We start from the raw sequence: 17,868 nt of genomic DNA, 5'->3' as shown, positions 1-17,868 counted from the left end.
TATCCTACAGGAAAACCCCGCCCCAGGGGGCGGGGCCGGATTAGGTCTTCCTACTCCAGGACCTCAATCCCCGGGAGGGTGCCTTTCTCCAGGTACTCGAGGCTCGCCCCACCCCCGGTGGACACGTGGCTAAACCGGTCCTTAAGGCCCAGGCGGTTCACCGCCGCCACGGAGTCGCCCCCTCCCACCACGGTGAAGGCTCCTTCCAAGGCCGCCACCGCCCGGCCCACCGCCAGGGTACCCTCGTCGAAGGGCGGCACCTCAAAGACCCCCATGGGCCCGTTCCAGAAGACTGTTCTCGCCCCCTTCAAGGCCTCGGCGAAGGCCACCTGGGTCTTGGGCCCGATGTCCAAGCCCATATAGGGCACGGGAATGGCGTCCGCAGGGAAGGTGCGGGTTTCCACCCCAGCCTCGATCCGCTCGGCCGCCACCACATCCACGGGCAGGTGCACCCTTACCCCCAAGGATTCCGCCCGCCGAAGCAGCTCCTTGGCCAGATCCAGCCGGTCCTCCTCCACCAGGCTCTTTCCCACCTCGCCCCCAAGGGCCTTGATGAAGGTGAAGGCCATGGCGCCGCCGATGAGAAGGCGGTCTATGCGGGGAAGGAGGTTTTCTATGACCCCGATCTTGTCGGAAACCTTGGCCCCCCCGATGACCACCGCATAGGGCTTCTCCGGATCCCGGAGGAGCCGGGAAAGAGCCTTCACCTCCTTTTCCATGAGGAGCCCGGCAAAGGAAGGGAGAAGCCTCGCCACCCCCACCACGCTGGCGTGGGCCCGGTGGGCACTACCAAAGGCATCCAGGACAAAGGCCTCCCCCAGCCGGGCGTAGCGGGCGGCAAGATCGGGATCGTTCTTCTCCTCCCCTGGCTCGAAGCGCACGTTTTCCAGGAGAGCCACCTCGCCCGCCGTCAAGGCCCCCACCGCCTGGTAGGCTTCTTCCGAGCCTGGGCTATGGGGCACAAAGCGGACCCTGGGCAGGTACCGGCCCAAGGCCTCCGCCACCGGGGCCAGGGAGTACTTGGGGTCCACCCCCTTGGGCCGGCCCAGGTGGGAGAGGAGGACCAGGGAAGCCCCGGCCTCGAGGAGGTGGCGCAGGGTGGGAAGGCTTTCCTGGATGCGGGTATCGTCCTGCACCACACCCTCCTTGATGGGGACGTTGTAGTCCACCCGCACCAGGATGCGCTTCCCCCGGGGGTCCAGGTCCTTTAGGGTGCGCATCTAAACCCCCTTCTTCAGCACCAGCTCCACCAGATCCGCCACCCGGTTGGAGTAGCCCCACTCGTTGTCGTACCAGGCAAAGACCTTCACCAGGTTGCCCAGGGCCTTGGTGAGCTTGCCGTCCACGATGGAGGAGTGGGGATCCATCACGATGTCCTGAAGGACGATCTCATCCTCGGTGTAGGCCAGGATGCCCTTCAAAGGCCCCTCGGCCGCCGCCTTGAGGGCGGCGTTCACCTCTTCTGCGGTCACCTCCCGCTTGAGAAGGGCGGTGATGTCGGAGATGCTCCCCGTGGCCGTGGGCACCCTCAAAGCACTTCCGTCGAAACGGCCCTTCAGGGAAGGAAGCACCAAGGCCGTGGCCTTGGCGGCCCCGGTGGTGGTGGGGATGATGTTGATGGCCGCCGCCCGCGCCCGGCGCAGGTCCTTGTGGGGCAGGTCCAGGACCCGCTGGTCGTTGGTGTAGGAGTGGACGGTGGTCATGAGGGCCTTTTCCACGCCAAAGGCCTCCTCCAAGACCTTCATCACCGGGGCCAGGGAGTTGGTGGTGCAGGAGGCGTTGGAGATGATGTGGTGCCGGGCCGGGTCGTACTGCTCGTGGTTCACCCCCATGACGATGGTGATGTCCTCCCCCTTGGCCGGGGCGGTGATGATGACCTTCTTGGCTCCCGCCTCGAGGTGGGCCTTGGCCTTGTCGGCATCGGTGAACACCCCCGTGGACTCGATGACCACATCCACACCCAGGCTTCCCCAAGGAAGCTCCTTGGGATCCTTGATGGCGGTGGCCCGGATGGCCTTGCCGTCCACGTAAATGTTCTCGTCATCGTACCCCACCTCGCCGGGGAAGCGGTGGTAGATGGAATCGTACTTGAGCAGGTGGGCCAGGGTCCGGTTGTCGGTAAGGTCGTTGATGAGGGCTACCTCCACCCCTCGCCCGTGGAGGATGCGAAACACCTGACGGCCGATTCTGCCGAATCCGTTGATGCCTACCTTCATAGCTTACCTCCCCACGTGGCTCCTCGCCCCCTTACCGTAGGGGTCAAGAGCTATGGCTTCAGTATATCGGCTTTCTCATAAGTGATTGACGGCACTTGCCTTAAGCAAACCCTCCCCCTTGACCCGTCAACCCGAAAAGCGTATTTTCGTTGACGACCACCCCGCGTGGTCCGGGAGGTATGGAAGATGAAAACCGAGGTTCTCCCCTATCCACCCCTGGTTAAAACCCTCTGGCCCCACCGCACCCTGGCCCGGGACCTGGCCCTGATCCTGGCGGGTAGCCTCCTGGTGGCCCTGGCCGCCCGGATCAGCATTCCTTTGCCCTTCACCCCCGTGCCCATCACCGGCCAGACCCTGGCGATCCTCCTGGTGGGAGCAGCGTTGGGAAGCCGTCTTGGCTTCCTGTCCCTCTTGGCCTACCTGGCGGAAGGAGCCATGGGCCTACCCGTCTTTGCCGGGGGTACAGGAGGCTTGGCCAAGATTCTCGGCCCCACCGGGGGCTTCCTCCTGGCCTTCCCCCTGGCCGCAGGCTTGGTGGGGCTACTGGTGGAGCGGTTCGGCCTGGACCGGAGCTTCCTGGGAACCCTTTTGGCCATGCTGGCGGGAAACGCCCTGCTCTACCTGGTGGGGCTTCCCTGGCTTGCCGCCTGGCTCATGGGGGCAGGAAAGTTTGCGGGCACCGGCGCCCTTTTGGCCATGGGGCTTTTCCCCTTCATCCCCGGGGACCTGGTGAAGGCGGTGGTGGCGGCCTTGGTCCTGCCCTCCGCCTGGAAGGTCCTGGGAAGGCGCTAGCGTGCGGCTGGCCCTGGCCCACCTTGGAAGGCAGGAAAGCCTACCTAGGCTTTTAAAGATCCTCGTCCCCCTGGTGCACCAGGCCCGGGAGGAGGGAGCCTTGGCCCTCCTCCTCCCCGAGCTGGTCCTGGGGAGGCAAGGGGAAGAAGACCTTCCCCAAGCCCTCGAGGCCCTGGCCGAGGAAAGCCGCATGAGGGTGGTGGCGGGCTACCTGGCCCAAGGCCCCAGGAACCGGCTTGGCGTCTTCCCCCAGGGTCCCTTCTACGACAAGGTGCATCCCTTCCTGGCCCTGGGGGAGGAAGGGGACGAGGGCGTTGAGCCTGGGGAAGGCCCCGTGGTGTGGGAGTTCCAGGGACGCAGGTTTGGGCTTGCCCTTTGCTACGACCTGGACTTTCCCGAGCTTTTCCGTAGCTACGCCCTCATGGGGGTGGAGGCGTTTCTGGTGGGCTCCGCCTGGCCCGGAGAATACGGGGAGCTCCTCTTGGTCCTGGCCCGGGCCCGAGCCGCAGAGAACCAGGCCTATTTGCTCCTGGCCAACCGGGCGGACACGGGAAGCCCCTCCTTCGCCGTGGCCCCGGACGGGCACCTTTTGGGGCTTAAGGATGAGGAGGGGCTTCTGCTTTTTGACCTGGACTTTGCCTTCCTGGAGGCGTACCGCACCCGGTATCCCATCCTCCGCCACCGGCGGCCAGAAGCCTACCGCCTCTGATAGCCGGGGCCCCCACCCTGGCTTTCGCCAGGGTGGGGTGGTATAAGATGGCTTTCGTGCTGGAGAACCGCCGGGCACGGCACGACTACGAGATCCTGGAAACCTACGAGGCGGGGATCGTCCTGAAGGGAACCGAGGTCAAGTCCCTCCGCGCCGGTAAGGTGGATTTCACGGGCAGCTTTGCCAAGTTTGAAAACGGCGAGCTTTACCTGGAAAACCTTTACATCGCCCCCTATGAAAAGGGATCCTACACCAACGTGGACCCCAGGAGAAAGCGCAAGCTTCTCCTTCACCGCCACGAGCTCAACCGGTTAAGGGGCAGGGTGGAACAGAAGGGCCTCACCCTGGTGCCTCTGAAGATCTACTTCAATGAACGGGGCTACGCCAAGGTGCTCCTGGGCCTTGGCCGGGGCAAGAAGGCGTACGAGAAGAAGGCCGACGACAAACGGCAGGCGGTCCGGCGTGCCCTGGAGGAGCTATGAGGCCCTGGGGAATCCTCCTCTTGCTTCTTCCGGCCTTGGCCCAGGCACCCAAACCCCTCACGGTGGGGAGGGAGGTGGGCCAAGCCATCTACCCCGGAGGCCGGGGGTTGGCCTATGGGGAAGCCCGCCTGGTGGCCCGCGGGCTGGGTCTTTCCCTCTGGCAGGGGCAGGACCAACTGGCCTTGGGCCTGGGAAGCCGCTACAAGGTTTTCCCCCTGGTGGAAAACGAGGCCCAGGCCGCCGCCCGGGGGGCAGCCTGGCTGCGTGACCAGGAGGTGTTCATCCCCTTGCGCCCCTTGAGCGAGGCCTTGGGCCTCGAGTACCGGGCCCAGGAGGGCATCCTCCTCCGGCTTCCCTGGGCCAGGCTTCTCGGCATAGAGCGGAGGCCAGAACGGGTTATCCTGCGTTTCTCCCGGGAGGTGAACGCCCTGGTGGAGGGCAATAGCGTCCTCTTCCTCCTGGCCCAGGGAGAAGGAGCGGGCCTCAGCCAGGAAGCCCGGGGACTTCGCCTCACCCTGGAAACCCCACCCACTAGGCTTTACTACCCCGGAGGAGGCCAGGTGATCCTGGAGTGGAGCCCCCCAGCCAGACCCAGGCCCACGGTCCTCCTGGACCCCGGCCACGGGGGGAAGGACCCGGGCATCTCGGCAGGGGGGCTTTTGGAGAAGGACCTCACCCTCGACCTAGCCAGGCGGGTGGCCGCCCGCCTGCCCAACGCCCGGGTCTCCCGGCAAGGGGATGAAACCGTGCCCCTCGAGGCCCGCTTGAGCCTGGCCCAGGCAGCCTCGGTGGTGGTTTCCCTCCATGTCACCCAGGGCAGTGCGGTGAACCTCTACCTGCCCAAGGCCCGCTCCACCCCCTTAGCCCAAAACGCCGAAGCCCTCCTGGCCTCAGCCCCGGCAGAGCAAGCCACCTTGCTAAAGGTCTACGCCGGCGACCCACGGCGCCTGGCCGAGGCCCTGGAAAAGGCTTTTTCCGCCCTGGGCATCGTGCTGGCCCGGGCGGAGGGTCCTTACGCCCTCACCGACATTCCCGGGTCGGGAGTTGTCCTGGAGGTGGGAGTGGAACGGTTGAAGACCCCTGAGGCCCGCAACCAGGTGGCGGAGGCCATCGCCCAGGCCATCCGCACCTATCTGGAGTAGCCATGCGCCGACTCTTGACCTTCTGGAACCTCCTTGGCCTCGTCCTCTTCACCTTGGGAGCCTTGGTCTACTGGCAAAGCCAGGGATGGCGGGCTTCATCCGCCCTGCCCTTGCCCTCGGAGGAAGCCTCGGCCGCAAGCAGCCTGCCCGTGCTCCTCTACCTACCCAACCCGCCCCAGGGCCTCCTGAAGGAAACCCGTACCCTCGAGCTGGCCCCCGGGGATACCCCGGAAAACAAGGTCCTGGCCGCCTGGGCCGAGGCCCTTCAAGCCCCCAAGCCCCGGGCCCTCTACCGGTTGGGCAAGCTTTTCGTGGTGGATCTTCCCGCCGACTTTGCCCTGGGTCTGGATGCCAGCCAGGAAGCCCTGCGCCTCTACAGTCTGGCCTATACCCTCCTTTCCACCTTCCCCCAGGCCCAGGAGGTGCGCTTCCTGGTGGAGGGAGAACCCAAGCCGGGCCTAGCCCATCTGGATCTAAGCCAGCCTTTCCGCCTGCCATGAGGGATACCTGGCGCATCGACCGCCTCGTCCTCCAGGGGTTCAAGTCCTTTGCGGAGCGCACCGCCTTGGACTTCCCGGACCCCATCACCGGGATCATCGGGCCCAATGGCTCCGGCAAGAGCAACCTGGTGGAGGCCTTGCGCTTCGTGACCGGAGCCCGCGCCCATGAGCTACGCGGGCAGGAACTGGGCACCTTTCTCTTCCATGGGGGCGAGGGCCGCCCGCCCCAGGCCATGGCGGAGGTCCGCCTGGAGCTTTCTCGGGGAAGGGAAAGGCTTACCGTGGAACGGCGCATCGAAGGGGACCGCTCCCTCTTTCGGGTGAACGGTCGCCCCTTAAGCGCCAAGGCCCTGGCCCTCCACCTTGCGGGCACGGGCCTCGGCCGAGGAGGGTACGCCATCGTGGGCCAGGGGGAGGTGGCCGCCCTCCTGGAAGCCCCCGAGGAAGTCCTGCTGGCCCACCTCGAGGAGGCCGCCGGGCTGAGGCCGGTGGCGGAAGCCGCCCGGGTGGCGGAGAAGGAGCTGCAAGAGGCAAGCCGCCTTCTGGAAGAACGCGAGCGGGAACTCCAGGAGCTTAAGGCCCAGGCAGAACGGCTTAGAGGGGAAGCAAAGCGGGCCAGGCAGGCCCAGGCCCTGGACCTCGAGGCCCTGGCCCTTAAGGTAAGCCTCCTGGAAGCCCGCATGGAGGAAGCCCAGGCCGAGATGGCGAGGGCCGAGGAGCGGCTTAAGGCCCTGGCCAGGGAGGAGGAAACCCTAGAGAGGGAGCGCCAAGCCCTGGAGCAAAGGCGCCTGGCCCTGGCCCGCGAAGAGGAATCCCTGCGCCAGGAGCTGGAAGCGGTGCGCCTGCGCCTAAAGGAGCGGGAGGGCTTCGAGCGGGAGCTTAAGGAACTCGCCCGGTTGCAAAGGGCCCTGGACCGTCCCCCACCTGAAGACCCTGGCCCCCCAATACCCCCTCCCCCCCGGCCCCTCGAGGATCTTCGCACCCAGCTTAGGCATTTGAAAGCGGAAGAAGCCCGCCTGCTGGCCGCCAAAAAGCGCCACGAGGAAGCCTTCCGCCGGTACCTGACGGAAACCGCCCGCTACGAGGAACGCCTGAAGGCCTACCAGGAAGCCCTGGCGGAACGCACCCGCTTGGAGGAGGAGCTTGCCCAAAGGCTTGAGGAACTTCGGGACCTCGAGGGGAAAATGGCCGAACGGAAGCGGTTGGAAACCCGCCTCGCCGAACTGCGCGCCCAGGCCCAGGGAGCCCTCAGGGAGGCCGAGCGGCTCAGGCGGCTTCTGGAGGCTGGCAGCGACCTGCACGAGGGACCCCGAAAGGTGCGGAAGCTTCCTGGGGTGCTGGGGGTAGTGGCGGACCTGGTGCAGCCCGAAGCGGGGCTGGAGCTGGCCCTGGAGGTGGCCCTGGGCCCCCGGCTCCAATGGGTCCTCACCCAGGACGAGGAGGCCGCCAAGGCCGCCATCGCCCTCCTGAAACGGGAAGGGGGCCGGGCCACCTTCCTGCCCCTAACCCTTCTGTCCCCGCCACCTCCTCCCTCTCCCCCTCCCGTGCCCGGCCTCCTGGGACCTGCCTTCCGCCTGGCCCGGCTCCGGCAGTCGGGCCTGCCCGAGGAGAAAATCCTCCTGGCCCTCTTGGGGGATACCCTGATCTTCGCCGACCTGGATGCAGCCCTGGCGTACCGAAGGGCTTCGGGCCGGGAAAGGGTGGTCACCCTAGAAGGCGAGGTGCTGGAGCGCCTGGGAGCCCTATCCGGTGGGCGCCTAAAGGGAGGTGGGGAAACCCTCCTCTTAAGGCGGCGCCTGGGGGACCTGGAAACCGAGCAGGAGCAGCTCGCCAGGGAGATCAAAGCCCTGGAGGAAGCCCTGGCCTCCTTTCTTCCCCATCGCCGACTGGAGGAAGCCCGGGCCCAGGTGGGAGCCCTGCAAGCCAGGCTTCGCTCCCCCCTACCCCCGCCTCCCCAACCCCCCACACCGCCTCAGGAAACCTGGGAGGAGGCCCGGCTTCTGGCCCTGGAGAAGGAAAGAGAGGAGCTGGAAGGAATCCTGGCCCAGGCGGAGGCCCACGAGCGCTGGCGCCTCCTCTCCCAGGCCCGGGAGGCTTGGGCGGCATCCCAGGAGGAAGTGCGCCGCACCCAGGCCAGGATGGAGGAACTGAAGGCCAAACTCGCCGCCACCCAGCCCCTTCTGGCCAAGGCCCAGGAGCTAGAGGAACGCCTTAAGGCCGTGCGGGCGGAAAGGACAAACCTTGAGGACCAGCAAACCCGGGCCCTCACCCGGGCCAACAGCCTCTTGAGCGAGCGGGAAAACCTCCGCCTGCTCCTGGCCCGCAGGGAAGCCCTCCTGGAGGAACTGGGCCGGGAGAGGGCCTCCTTCCCCCCGCTAGACCGCCTACCCGGCACCCCCAGGGCCCTCCAGGCCAGGCTGGCCCAGGTGGAGCGGGAACGGGCAGCCTTGGGACCCGTAAACGCCCTGGCGGAAAGGGAGCTAATGGAGTTGGAAGCCCGCCTCGAGGCCCAGGCCAAAGAGGTGCAGGAGGCCACGGAAGCCCTCCTTCGCCTCGAGGCCGAGGCCAAGGCTGTGGAAAAAGCCTACGGGGAGAGGCTGAAGGAAAGCTACCAGGTTTTCCAAAATGCCTTTCAAAAATACGCCCTAGCCCTCCTCGGGGCCCGGGCCGAGGTGAAGCGGGAAGGGCAGGGGCTAAAGCTGGTGGTGATTCCGGCGGGAAAGCGCACCCAGGACCTCCGCCTCCTCTCCCTGGGGGAAAAGACCCTGGGAGCCCTCGCCTTCCTCTTCTCCCTGGGTGAACTCCAGGGTGGCCTTCCCTTGGCCGTGCTGGATGAGGTGGACGCCGCCCTTGACGAGGCCAACCTCGTCCGCTTCACCCGCTTCCTCAACTCAGGCAAGCAGTTCATCCTGGTCACCCATCAGAAGCGCACCATGGAAGCCTGCCACGCCCTCTATGGGGTCACCGCCCAAGGGGGCGTGAGCCGGGTGTTCTCCATCCGCAAGGAGGCTAGCCATGACCCTAAATGAGTACCAGCAGGAGGCCCAGAAAACCGCCCTTTACCCCGAAGCCTACCGGCTTCTTTACCCCACCCTGGGCCTGGCGGGGGAAGCTGGGGAACTGGCCAACAAGGTAAAGAAAATCCTCCGGGACCATGGAGGAAACCTCAGCCAGGCCGCCCGGGAGGATCTGGTGGCAGAGCTCGGGGATGTGCTTTGGTATGTGGCCCAGCTGGCCACCGACCTGGGGGTGGGCCTGGAGGAGGTGGCTCAAGGCAACCTGGCCAAGCTTCGCTCCCGCCTGGAACGGGGGAAACTGGGGGGCTCGGGGGATAATCGCTAGCGCAAGGGCGCCGACCCCTGCGCGAAGAAAGGGAAGACCTCAATCCCCCGGGGTAGGGTCCCCGGGGGATTGGCCTTCAGGCCTAGTCAAAGAGGTCGAAGATTTCCAAGAAGCCCTTTTTCTTGCGGTAGGGCTTCCCCTCCTTTCGGAAGTACGCCTCCCGCTCCTCCTCGTAGGCCCGGTCCACCTCCTTGGCCTCCGCCAGGAGTTTTTCCAGCTCCCCCCTATCCAGCCACACCCCCCCGCACTGGGGGCAGACGTCAATGAGGACCCCGCGCCTTTCCACCTCCTTCATGCCCACCTGGCAGCTTGGGCAAAGGAGAAGGGGCATCTACTCCTCCCTCCGCCCCATGAGGAGGCTGGCATAGTAGAGGATGGTGGCCAAGGAGCTGGCCAAGGCAGCCACGTAGGTGAGGGCTGCCCAGGTGAGCACCTGCCGGGCAGGGGCCATCTCCTGCTGGGAGAGGAAGCCCATACGCCGCAGGAACTCCAGGGCCCGCCTGGAGGCGTCGAACTCCACGGGGAGGGTCACCAGCTGGAATAGGGCCACCGCCAGGTAGAGGTAAAGCCCAAGCTTGGCCAAACCGATGGCCCCCAGCATCAACCCGCCCACCACCAGGATCGGGCCCAGGTTAGTGCCCAGGCTGGCCGCTGGCCACAGGCTGGCCCGCACCCGAAGCCAGGTGTAGCCATGGGCATCCTGGACCGCATGCCCCACCTCGTGGGCGGCCACCGCCAGGGCCGCCAGGCTGGGCGAGGCGTAGTTGGGCTCGGAAAGCCGCACCGCCTTGGCGTGAGGATCGTAGTGGTCCGTGAGGGCCCCGGGCACCGGCTCCACCCGGACGTGGGTGAGGCCATGGGCATCCAGGATGGCCCGGGCCACCTCAGCCCCCGTAAGCCCCCGGCTGTTGGCCACCCGGCTGAATCGGGCGAAGGTAGCCTGAAGACCGCCTTGAATCACCAGGCTGGCCACGAAGACCAACCCCATGAGCAAGAGCGCCAGTATGTCCATTCCCGTCCACCTCCTTCCGAGGAGTAGCAAAAACCAAGGCCACCCATACAGGTGGTCTCGCCATGCGCCCTCAGGCGCCCCAGCCGACCGGGGATTGCTCCCGTACTGACGACCGGCTGGCCCCACAAGGGGCGGCTACTCCCCGCGGTTCCCTTTATACCAGACTCGGCCCTTTCTGGCAAGGATCTGTAGTCGGTCAACACATTTGAGACTCTGTGGGGACCGCCTCCCCCCGTATTCTAGCCAGGTACTCTAAAGGGGCCAGGCCCCCCAAGGCCCGGTGGGGTCGCCGGCGGTTGTAGTGGTCCAGGTAGGCGTCAAGCTCCCTTTGGAGCTCGGGGATCTGTGAAGGCAACGACCGGGTGTAGAACTCGTCCCTGAAGGTCCGTTGTATGCGCTCCACGTGACCGTTGAGCTTGGGGCTCCTGGGAGGCAGCACGAAGAGCCGGATGCCCAACCCCTCGCAGGCCTTTTCAAACCCGGCCATGAACTCAGCCCCCCCGTCCACCTGGATGGCCGGATGGGAAAGGGCGCTTGCGCAATCAGGTAGGCCAGGAAGCCGGCCGCAAGGTCGGCCGTAGCCCGGGTGTGCACCTCCGCCAGCGCAAAGCGGGTGGCAAGGTCCACGGCCGAGAAGTGCCGGATCATCTCCCCGGGTCCTAGGGTGACGGTGAAGGTGTCCACCTGGATGAGGTCGCCCGGCGCTTGGGCCTCGTAGCCCTTGGGCTTCCTTTGGGCGTAGGGACGCCGGGGTTTCCTCCTTGCCTTCCCCCGCCGGGCCCGCGCCGAAAAGGCAGCCACGCTCGCCACCCTCCCTAGCCTCTCCAGGTAGGCCAGGATGCGCCCCACCGTGCGCTCGCTCACCTCAAAACTTGCACCTCCCGCATATCCCGCATAAACACGCATCTTCTACCCCTTTCCCTGGAGGTGGAGGCCAGAGCCCCAGGAGCGAGAGCTCGCGCGAAAGGATCAGGGCCACCGGCTCAGGAAAGAGCCGTCTCGCCGCCTCCCACCAGGTACACCCTTTCTCCTCAGAGGCCAGCTTTACCCAGTGGGCCAGCAGGTAGGCCAGGGGGGAAAGCACCAGAAAACGGTGCACCCCCAAAGCTGTCCGCTGCCCAAACTGACCCAGGGAGAACTCGCTTTTCATGGCCTTGAAGAAGTGCTCGATGCTAAACCGCCGCATCCCTACCACCGCCTCCAATCCCAGCTCCCTGACCCCCCGCAAAAACCGGATGGTGCCGAATGCGGTATCGGCCACCACCCGCACCCGGAAGGCCTTCCGCATCCAAGGGGGCAGGGAGGCTAAGAGCCTGAGGGCCAGGAGGGAGAGGCTCTTTTCCCCCTTGCCCCGCCATACGCGGTAGCTCCAGGGGATGCGGAGCTCGCCGTGGACCAGGTAGACCACCCCCAGGTGGAGGCCCCACTTGCCGTGGAAGAAGGAGAGAGGCAGGGCCCTGAGGAGGCCCCGCTTCTCCAGGGTGACCAGGTCCAGGACCACCAGGAGCCTGGGCTTGGGACCCCGTCTGGGCCTGGCGCGGTCCAGGGCCCTTTCCGCCTCCCTTCGGGCGAGGCGGATGAGGGTGCGGGTGGGCCAGGCATACCGGTTGAAGAAGCGGGAGAGGGCGGCTGCTTTCCCGTGAGGGAAACACCTTGCGGGGGACTTGGTCTGGCTGTGCTGGGGTCTGGCTTTGCCGTGGCCCTGCAAGAGCAGGAGGAGGAGGGCTTCGAGGGACTCCTGGAGGTGGGGGCTTGGCAGAAGGGCTAGGATGGCCGAGAGTAGGTACTGGGCTGTGGGCATGGCACCCGTCATCAGACGGGAAACCCGCAGCCCTTTTCAAGTGCCCCGGTTGCATAGGGTTGAGAGGGATGGATAAGTGCAAGTTTTGAGTCACCCCAAAGCCCTCCTTCCTCAAAGCCTCCACCTTCAGGAGAAGCTCAGGAGTCCAGTGTCGCTTCCGCCGCAAGCGTTTGGGGCGCCTGGACCTGGGGACCAAACCCTTGAGCCCCTCTTCCTTGAGCCTCCTCTTCCAACGGTGGTAGGTGGCCCGGCTGAGGCCCACCAGGTCCTGGACCTCTTCCCAGTCCACCCCGTGGCGGCGTAGGGTCTCCACCTGCTTGAGCTTGCGCAGGCGTTCCTTGACTTTGGGGTCGCCGGCTTGAGCCTCGGCGAGCTGGAAGGCGAGCTTGGCCCCTCTTATGACCTCTTTGCTAACTGTGGCAAGCTGCGCTTGGGGGACCTCCTTTCGGAGTCGGTCCCCCTCCTTTTTATCCCATCCCGGGTCTCTAGAGTCTCACATGTTGAGTCTCACATGTTTCTGTCCGGGCTCAGGCCCCCTGGGCTTGCCTAGTAAATTGGCTTGAACCCCTTGGGAACAGGGGTGAGGGTAAGGAGGATCCGGAGGTCATAGGCGATGGCCTCCAGGAAGATCCGCTTCATCGCCGAAGAGGGCTTGCGCTCCATCAAGTAGCCCCCGGCCCACCGGCTCTTCATCCCCCCAAACACCCCCTCCACCACTCCACGAAACCGATACAGCGCATCCTCCCAGTGGAAAGCCGCCCAACGCCGCACTGCATCCCGGACCTCCCCCTTCTCCCGCAACCGGATCAGGGGCCGCACCCCAAGCCCCTTCACCACCCGCCAAACCTCCTCCCCGTCAAATCCCGCGTCCCCCAAAAGCACCCCACCCTCCCGACCAAACCGCCGCAACCCTCGGCCCAAGCCGGGGGTCCGAGGCATACCCTGGCCCCACCCAAACCCCCTCCAGAACCAGAAGCCTTAGCCCCCTCCACCATCGGGCAAGGGCCCAGAGCCTCCCATGCCCTCGCACCCGCCGCGCCTCCTGTCCCCTGCGCCACCGGGGGAGGCGGTCCTTGCTTCGGTAGGGAAGCCCCGTGGTGTCCCTTAGGCGAAAGGGCCCGCCTCATCCTCCCGGGAAAGCCTTTCCTCAGGTCTCGCCCGGAGCTTTTGCAGTAGGGCCTCCAGCATGGCCTCGTCCAGGTAGCGGTGGGCAAACCAGACCAGGGACTGGTGGGAAGGCGGGGGCTCGGGAAAGAGATCCTGGGCCCAGGCCTGGGTGGCGTGGTAGGTGATACCCTTTTTACCCCCATGACCGTCGTTGATCACCTGACCCTCCCCCAGCTCCAGCAACGGATCAAGAAGGCTCTGGCGGCGTACCACGCCAAGCAGGGCCTCACCGCCCAGGAGGTGGCCGCCATCGCCCTCCATACCTCCCGCTGGGTTTGCGCCACCGTGGCCCGCTACAACCGGGAGGGCCTCGAGGCCCTCCCGGATAGGAGGCACGACAACCGCCAAAGCTGACCCCAGAAGAACGGGAGAGGGTTCTGCAGGCCCTCATCTACCGCCAAGGCCTCCCGCCTGAAGGCGGCTTGTGGACGGGGCTCAAGCTGCAACGCTGGGTGGCGGAGGCGCTGGGGAAGGAAGTCTCTCTCTACCCCATCTACCGCCTCCCTATCTACCTGCACGCCCTGGGCCTGAGCCTTCTGGTGGACACCCGGGTGATGGGCTTACTGCAGGGGCTAAGGGCCTGGCTGAGGGCGGGGGAGGTAAAAGCGGATCCTAGGGGCCATGTAAAATCGAGGCGAGTTTTCCCGTTGACCTTTACGACGGCTTCTTAGCTCGCACATCGCGGGCGCCTGCGTGGGAAATTCGCATTGCCACGCCAGACCACTTGTGGTGTGGGTCCACCTGCCACGTTTCCACCAGATAGTCCGCCATCTCCTTGACGTGCTGCTGGGACACCTTCAGCCCAAAATGCCCAAGCAGCATCGACAACGCGGCAGCACCGCTGGCAGTTGGCTCGGCCTGGGGCTCAAAGATGAGATGTGAGACCCGCGCTTGCTGAGGTAACCCCAATGTAGGCCCACGGTTCATTCCGAGATCGACGAGAATCGTGTTCCAGATGAGCTTATCCTGGCGCCACAGTGCCACAGGGAGGGCGTACTTTCCGATGCGCTTGCCGGGGGCGAGCGCAATGCGAAAGTAAGCCCGATCTGCCCGACGAACAGGACGAATCACCGCATCCGCCCCCAGGGGCCGTCCATCGAGCCAGAGGTCTGTAACCAAAGGTGGAACCCGGAAGGAAATCTGAATTTCCCAATCGTTAGCTTGGATTTCAAGATCGGCGAGGTTTTGGTCCGCCATGCTGGTGGGATCGGCCACCGCCAGGTCCACCGCGAAGAGATAGCCCGTGAACGGGGGATCCCCACCGCCCACGAATACATGAGTTCCGGAGGGAACGGGGGCGGAGTAGGGGCCATGACCCACCGCAACTTGTGCCACGGACGACCCGTTGGACGGGTCGATGGCCTCGAGGACACCACCACCCAGGACGATCAGAAGTCCAGCCGCCAGGGCTGGAGGGGCCCAGATCCCCTCCGCGTACAATTGCCGCTCCCACAACCGGGCCCCCGTGTGCAGGCTGTAAGCGAGAATGGAGCCCCCGAGTGTGGTGACGTAGACACGTTCCCCATCCGTAAAGGCAGCGCTGCGAATCGTGACCTCCCCCACGTGATCTGTCCACAATACCTGCCCCGTGGCGCATGCGAAGCAGGTAACTGTGCCGTCGAGCGATCCGATCACGATACGGTCGGCGCCCACGGCAGGTCCGGCCGTTTCCGACGACACAACTCCGGTCTTACCAATTGGCCGTTTCCACTCAAGACTGACGGGTGCTCCCGTGTCGTCTAGGGAGACGCAGTACAGGTAATTGTTTGACGGTTCCGCACCCAAGACAAACAACAAAGGATGGGAGTCAATAAGGGAGACGCAGGGGTTGCCGAACAGAAATGTTCGCCCCACCTGGAACCTTCGTGTTTCCCGCCCATCTTCTTTGTTGACGGCGATGATAGAGTCTCCAGCACATAGGTAGACCATGTCTTTAAAAAGAACCGGGCCGCTCCTGATCCGCCACGGTGTTTTCCATGCCCACTGCAGGTCTCCGTTCTCGACGTTTAGGGCAGCCAACCCGGACTGGCCCCAGAGCATGTAAAGCCTCGATCCGTCCGTTGCTGGACGTCCGTAGCCGCCGGCAGGGAGAGCTAACTTCCACCTGAGCTCCCCGTCGTGGGAGCGGCAGGCCATCACCTCGTACTGGTGTACCGTCCGGTTATATGCCACGATCATGACTTTGTCGCCAGCCAGAACAGGATACCGTGGGACTCCTTGGATGTACTGGATCCACCGCAGCTTCATCTTTGTATCACCTCCTCTTTGTAGCTTCTCCTCGCAGTCTCTCCCCAACCCGGATGGCCCTATTGGAACCCCACCTCATCGGTTTTTCTCTCGCGCACCCCGCACCCTGAGCTGGAGCAAGAGCGCCGCGATGAGAACAGTTATAGAACCCCCCACGATCAAGAACGTTTGCACGCCGAACGTTTGGAGAACAGAACCGGCACTCAGGAACACGACCGCGGGGACGATCCGTAGGGCCGTAAACTGGGCAGCAAAGGCCCGGCCCAGGACATCCGAAGGAAGGGTCCGCTGCAGAATGCTGGAGGTGTAGACCGAAACCAATTCGGCCGTCAGACCGATAAGCGTCATCGCCAGCAGCCCCCACTCCAGTGCCCTCACGAAGCCCAGGGAAACAACCAGGAGGCCGAACAGGACCGTGGCAAGCCCAGACAATCGGCCCTCGTCCATGCGTCCGACCAGCAGAGCGGCTATCAGGGTGGCAACGATGGCCCCGAGCGCCATCGCTCCGGTGAGGAGCCCATAGCCAGCGGCACCCTGGCGCAGGACCTCTTCAGAAATGACGGGAAGGGCTATTGCCAGGACCGGAATACCGACGTTGATCACCACCAGATCCGCCATGGCAAGCACAGCCGCGCTGTGGCGGCGCAGGATACCCACTCCACTCACAAAGTCCTGTAGTACCCTTGGCCGCCAGCCCCGCACCACTGGGGATCCCCCGTCTATGCCCCGGAGCGGCAACAACAGAGCCGCGGACGCGAAAGTCAAGGCGGCATTCGCCAGGAACGTGTACGCCGGGCCCAGCCAGGCCAAGAGTAGGCCGGCCATGACCTTGCCCAAGATGTCGCACAGGTTGCGGCTCAACCTGATGAGCGCGTTGGCGCGCGTTAAGTCAACCTGGTCCACGAGGGCCGGAATAGCAGCCCCGGCTGCCACGGTAAGAAAACTGGCGGTGACCGCATGGGCCACCACCGCGAGATACAGGTGCCACACCTGGAGGCTACCCAGGAGGGACAGCCCAGTCACAGCCAGACCGAGCAGTGCCCGGCAACCCTCCGAAACGAGCATCGCTCTTTTTCTGGAAGCGGCGTCCACGTAAACGCCAGCAAAGGGAGCTAGCAGCAGTGAAGGGACAACCTGGAGGGCAAAGGCCAGTCCGAGTTGTAGGGTGCTGCCCGTCAGCTGAAACACCAGCCACGGGACGGCGATGGAGAATACATTCTCGCCAATGCGGGACAGGGTCCTGCTGATGAAAAAGTACGAGAATGGGAGTTCTCGGGTGAGAAGTACTAGCCCTAACCTAGCCTTCAAGGCCTTCAAGGTGGCGATGGCTTTATGCATAAAACGCCCCCGCAGAGGCTAGTGTTTGAGGAAGCATGGCCTCCGTGAGATGACGGAATAGGGGATACGGTAAGGCTATGCGCTACCTGGCTAGACCATGGCCCGCTCAATAGCAGTGATACGATGACGGGAGACGACCCGGATGGTCTCCTTCCAGTCTCGCAACCAGAGGGAGCGGATGACAAGATCAATCTCTGCCGTAATCTCGCCGTTTACAGGGTCTTCCAAGATCACGGGAATAACCACGGAGCGTGTTTCCCCCGGCTGCAGCTGGCCAAGGCTTATCTGGTCCCCGTCCGTGTCCAGCTGCAAGCCTTTTGGCACGGTCAGCGTCAGGAATGCCTCCTCTGCAATAAAGGTCCGGAAGAGAGGCTCGGGACAAGAATACGTGACGTTGCATTGGAGTGCATCCACGCCGTCGAACTGGATTTCCACATTCGGCAAGACACCGGTAATCACAGCGTCTCTAGTGCAGTCCACGGCAAGGAGGCCAAGTTCACGGTAGCCGATACGCCACTCTCCGCCCCTGCTTCCCCCCCAGTGGCTTTGATCCCACGGGTCGAGAAGGATGAATTCCTCGGCGGCGTCGTCATAGCCCACCACCAGCACCGCGTGCCCAGTGCGGTCGACTTCCTTCCGGAGGATGTCCTCCTCCATAGGGTAGTTCCACCCCGGATGCAGACGGACCAGAACAGGCAGGTTCTGGGCCACCAGTAAGCGGATATAGTTGACAAAGCGCTCGTGATAGGGGTCATGGTACATGAAGCATGGGAGCCCCGTCACCGCCAGCTCGCCAACCTTACTAACAACAATTCCAATATCCCTGGTCGGTGCGCTCATGGTTTTTTCACGCTCCTTTCTATCATTATATATCCTGGTCTGAGGTCGTGTCAAGAGTTTGTAATCGGTCAACAGACTTGACCTATATGCGGCTCCTGGAGTAAAGAGGGGGCATGACCCTGCGCGAAGCCCTGTCCCAGATCCCCGACCCCCGGGCCCGCAACCGGCAGTACCCCCTTTGGGGCCTCCTGGCCCTCATCCTGGTGGCTTTTCTTTCCCGCGTGGACTCCCTGAGGGGCGTGGAACGCTTCGCCCGCGCCAACCCCCACCTCTTGCCCCA

Annotated in this window: 18 protein-coding genes and 3 pseudogenes; 9 read left to right on the top strand and 12 right to left on the bottom strand. The window is 64.6% G+C overall.

Features of this window, described 5'->3' with window-relative positions; genetic code table 11:
- Nucleotides 1–50: 50 nt before the first annotated feature.
- On the bottom strand, nucleotides 51–1,220 hold the full coding sequence (locus AC27GT_RS12065; protein ID WP_015717251.1) for a phosphoglycerate kinase: 1,170 nt from the start codon (nucleotides 1,218–1,220) through the stop codon (nucleotides 51–53).
- Nucleotides 1,221–2,216: a type I glyceraldehyde-3-phosphate dehydrogenase gene (gene gap, locus AC27GT_RS12060; protein ID WP_015717252.1), complete on the bottom strand. Its 996-nt coding sequence runs from the start codon at nucleotides 2,214–2,216 to the stop codon at nucleotides 1,221–1,223.
- Nucleotides 2,217–2,402: 186 nt separating this feature from the next.
- On the opposite strand from gap, the gene AC27GT_RS12055 reads away from it, so the two are divergent.
- Genes AC27GT_RS12055 through AC27GT_RS12025 form a run of 7 tightly spaced genes read left to right on the top strand, consistent with a single transcriptional unit; the run spans nucleotide 2,403 to nucleotide 9,183 of the window.
- On the top strand, nucleotides 2,403–3,008 hold the full coding sequence (locus AC27GT_RS12055; RefSeq protein ID WP_019550159.1) for a biotin transporter BioY: 606 nt from the start codon (nucleotides 2,403–2,405) through the stop codon (nucleotides 3,006–3,008).
- Between the two features lies 1 nt (nucleotide 3,009).
- Nucleotides 3,010–3,717, top strand: coding sequence for a carbon-nitrogen hydrolase family protein (locus AC27GT_RS12050; RefSeq protein ID WP_487224207.1), 708 nt, complete (start codon nucleotides 3,010–3,012; stop codon nucleotides 3,715–3,717).
- A 47-nt stretch (nucleotides 3,718–3,764) separates the two neighbouring features.
- Nucleotides 3,765–4,199, top strand: a complete 435-nt coding sequence (gene smpB, locus AC27GT_RS12045) for an SsrA-binding protein SmpB (RefSeq protein WP_126170754.1) — start codon at nucleotides 3,765–3,767, stop codon at nucleotides 4,197–4,199.
- Nucleotides 4,196–5,341: an N-acetylmuramoyl-L-alanine amidase family protein gene (locus tag AC27GT_RS12040; RefSeq protein ID WP_487224206.1), complete on the top strand. Its 1,146-nt coding sequence runs from the start codon at nucleotides 4,196–4,198 to the stop codon at nucleotides 5,339–5,341. The genes smpB and AC27GT_RS12040 overlap by 4 nt, the downstream gene beginning before the upstream one ends.
- A gap of 2 nt (nucleotides 5,342–5,343) precedes the next feature.
- Complete coding sequence (locus tag AC27GT_RS12035) at nucleotides 5,344–5,841, top strand: GerMN domain-containing protein (protein WP_038069444.1); 498 nt, start codon at nucleotides 5,344–5,346, stop codon at nucleotides 5,839–5,841.
- Nucleotides 5,838–8,870 carry an AAA family ATPase gene (locus AC27GT_RS12030; RefSeq protein ID WP_015717258.1) on the top strand — a complete coding sequence of 1,011 codons (3,033 nt, stop codon included), beginning with the start codon at nucleotides 5,838–5,840 and terminating at the stop codon, nucleotides 8,868–8,870. Before AC27GT_RS12035 ends, AC27GT_RS12030 begins: the two co-directional genes overlap by 4 nt.
- Nucleotides 8,857–9,183, top strand: coding sequence for a nucleoside triphosphate pyrophosphohydrolase family protein (locus AC27GT_RS12025; RefSeq protein ID WP_015717259.1), 327 nt, complete (start codon nucleotides 8,857–8,859; stop codon nucleotides 9,181–9,183). The genes AC27GT_RS12030 and AC27GT_RS12025 overlap by 14 nt, the downstream gene beginning before the upstream one ends.
- 82 nt (nucleotides 9,184–9,265) lie before the next feature.
- On the opposite strand, the gene AC27GT_RS12020 is transcribed toward AC27GT_RS12025, so the two are convergent.
- From AC27GT_RS12020 to AC27GT_RS11990, 7 genes and pseudogenes are all read right to left on the bottom strand, one after another.
- Entirely contained in the window at nucleotides 9,266–9,514 is a 249-nt protein-coding gene (locus AC27GT_RS12020) for a TFIIB-type zinc ribbon-containing protein (protein ID WP_015717260.1), read from the bottom strand.
- Nucleotides 9,515–10,195 (bottom strand): zinc metallopeptidase, encoded by a 681-nt coding sequence (locus AC27GT_RS12015; protein ID WP_015717261.1) that lies wholly within the window; start codon nucleotides 10,193–10,195, stop codon nucleotides 9,515–9,517.
- A 179-nt stretch (nucleotides 10,196–10,374) separates the two neighbouring features.
- Nucleotides 10,375–11,065: pseudogene (locus AC27GT_RS12010) on the bottom strand (integrase core domain-containing protein); the annotation flags it as partial.
- Nucleotides 11,061–11,996: a hypothetical protein gene (locus tag AC27GT_RS12005; protein ID WP_015717263.1), complete on the bottom strand. Its 936-nt coding sequence runs from the start codon at nucleotides 11,994–11,996 to the stop codon at nucleotides 11,061–11,063. The gene AC27GT_RS12005 and the pseudogene AC27GT_RS12010, both read right to left, overlap by 5 nt.
- 103 nt (nucleotides 11,997–12,099) lie before the next feature.
- Nucleotides 12,100–12,396 (bottom strand): annotated as a pseudogene (locus AC27GT_RS12000) (helix-turn-helix domain-containing protein); the annotation flags it as partial.
- 146 nt (nucleotides 12,397–12,542) lie between these two features.
- A pseudogene (locus AC27GT_RS11995) lies at nucleotides 12,543–13,113 on the bottom strand (transposase); the annotation flags it as partial.
- Nucleotides 13,101–13,322 carry a hypothetical protein gene (locus AC27GT_RS11990; protein ID WP_015717266.1) on the bottom strand — a complete coding sequence of 74 codons (222 nt, stop codon included), beginning with the start codon at nucleotides 13,320–13,322 and terminating at the stop codon, nucleotides 13,101–13,103. The gene AC27GT_RS11990 and the pseudogene AC27GT_RS11995, both read right to left, overlap by 13 nt.
- On the opposite strand from AC27GT_RS11990, the gene AC27GT_RS11985 reads away from it, so the two are divergent.
- Nucleotides 13,305–13,517, top strand: coding sequence for a helix-turn-helix domain-containing protein (locus AC27GT_RS11985; protein WP_015717267.1), 213 nt, complete (start codon nucleotides 13,305–13,307; stop codon nucleotides 13,515–13,517). The genes AC27GT_RS11990 and AC27GT_RS11985 overlap by 18 nt on opposite strands.
- A gap of 300 nt (nucleotides 13,518–13,817) precedes the next feature.
- Here the strand turns inward: AC27GT_RS11985 and AC27GT_RS11980 are convergent, their stop codons facing one another.
- From AC27GT_RS11980 to AC27GT_RS11970, 3 genes are all read right to left on the bottom strand, one after another.
- Nucleotides 13,818–15,410, bottom strand: coding sequence for an outer membrane protein assembly factor BamB family protein (locus AC27GT_RS11980; RefSeq protein ID WP_038032562.1), 1,593 nt, complete (start codon nucleotides 15,408–15,410; stop codon nucleotides 13,818–13,820).
- 75 nt (nucleotides 15,411–15,485) lie between these two features.
- On the bottom strand, nucleotides 15,486–16,748 hold the full coding sequence (locus AC27GT_RS11975) for an MFS transporter (protein WP_028493939.1): 1,263 nt from the start codon (nucleotides 16,746–16,748) through the stop codon (nucleotides 15,486–15,488).
- Nucleotides 16,749–16,838: 90 nt separating this feature from the next.
- The gene (locus AC27GT_RS11970) at nucleotides 16,839–17,660 is read right to left on the bottom strand and encodes a C1 family peptidase (RefSeq protein WP_148228655.1); all 822 of its coding nucleotides are present in this window, start codon (nucleotides 17,658–17,660) and stop codon (nucleotides 16,839–16,841) included.
- A gap of 41 nt (nucleotides 17,661–17,701) precedes the next feature.
- Between AC27GT_RS11970 and AC27GT_RS11965 the strand changes: the two genes are divergently transcribed.
- Nucleotides 17,702–17,868: transposase family protein (locus tag AC27GT_RS11965; protein ID WP_487223479.1), on the top strand; the 167-nt coding region annotated here is incomplete at its 3' end.

It is taken from the genome of Thermus sp. KWY1, from assembly GCF_057547025.1.
This window is presented reverse-complemented; position numbering and strand designations above follow the sequence as displayed.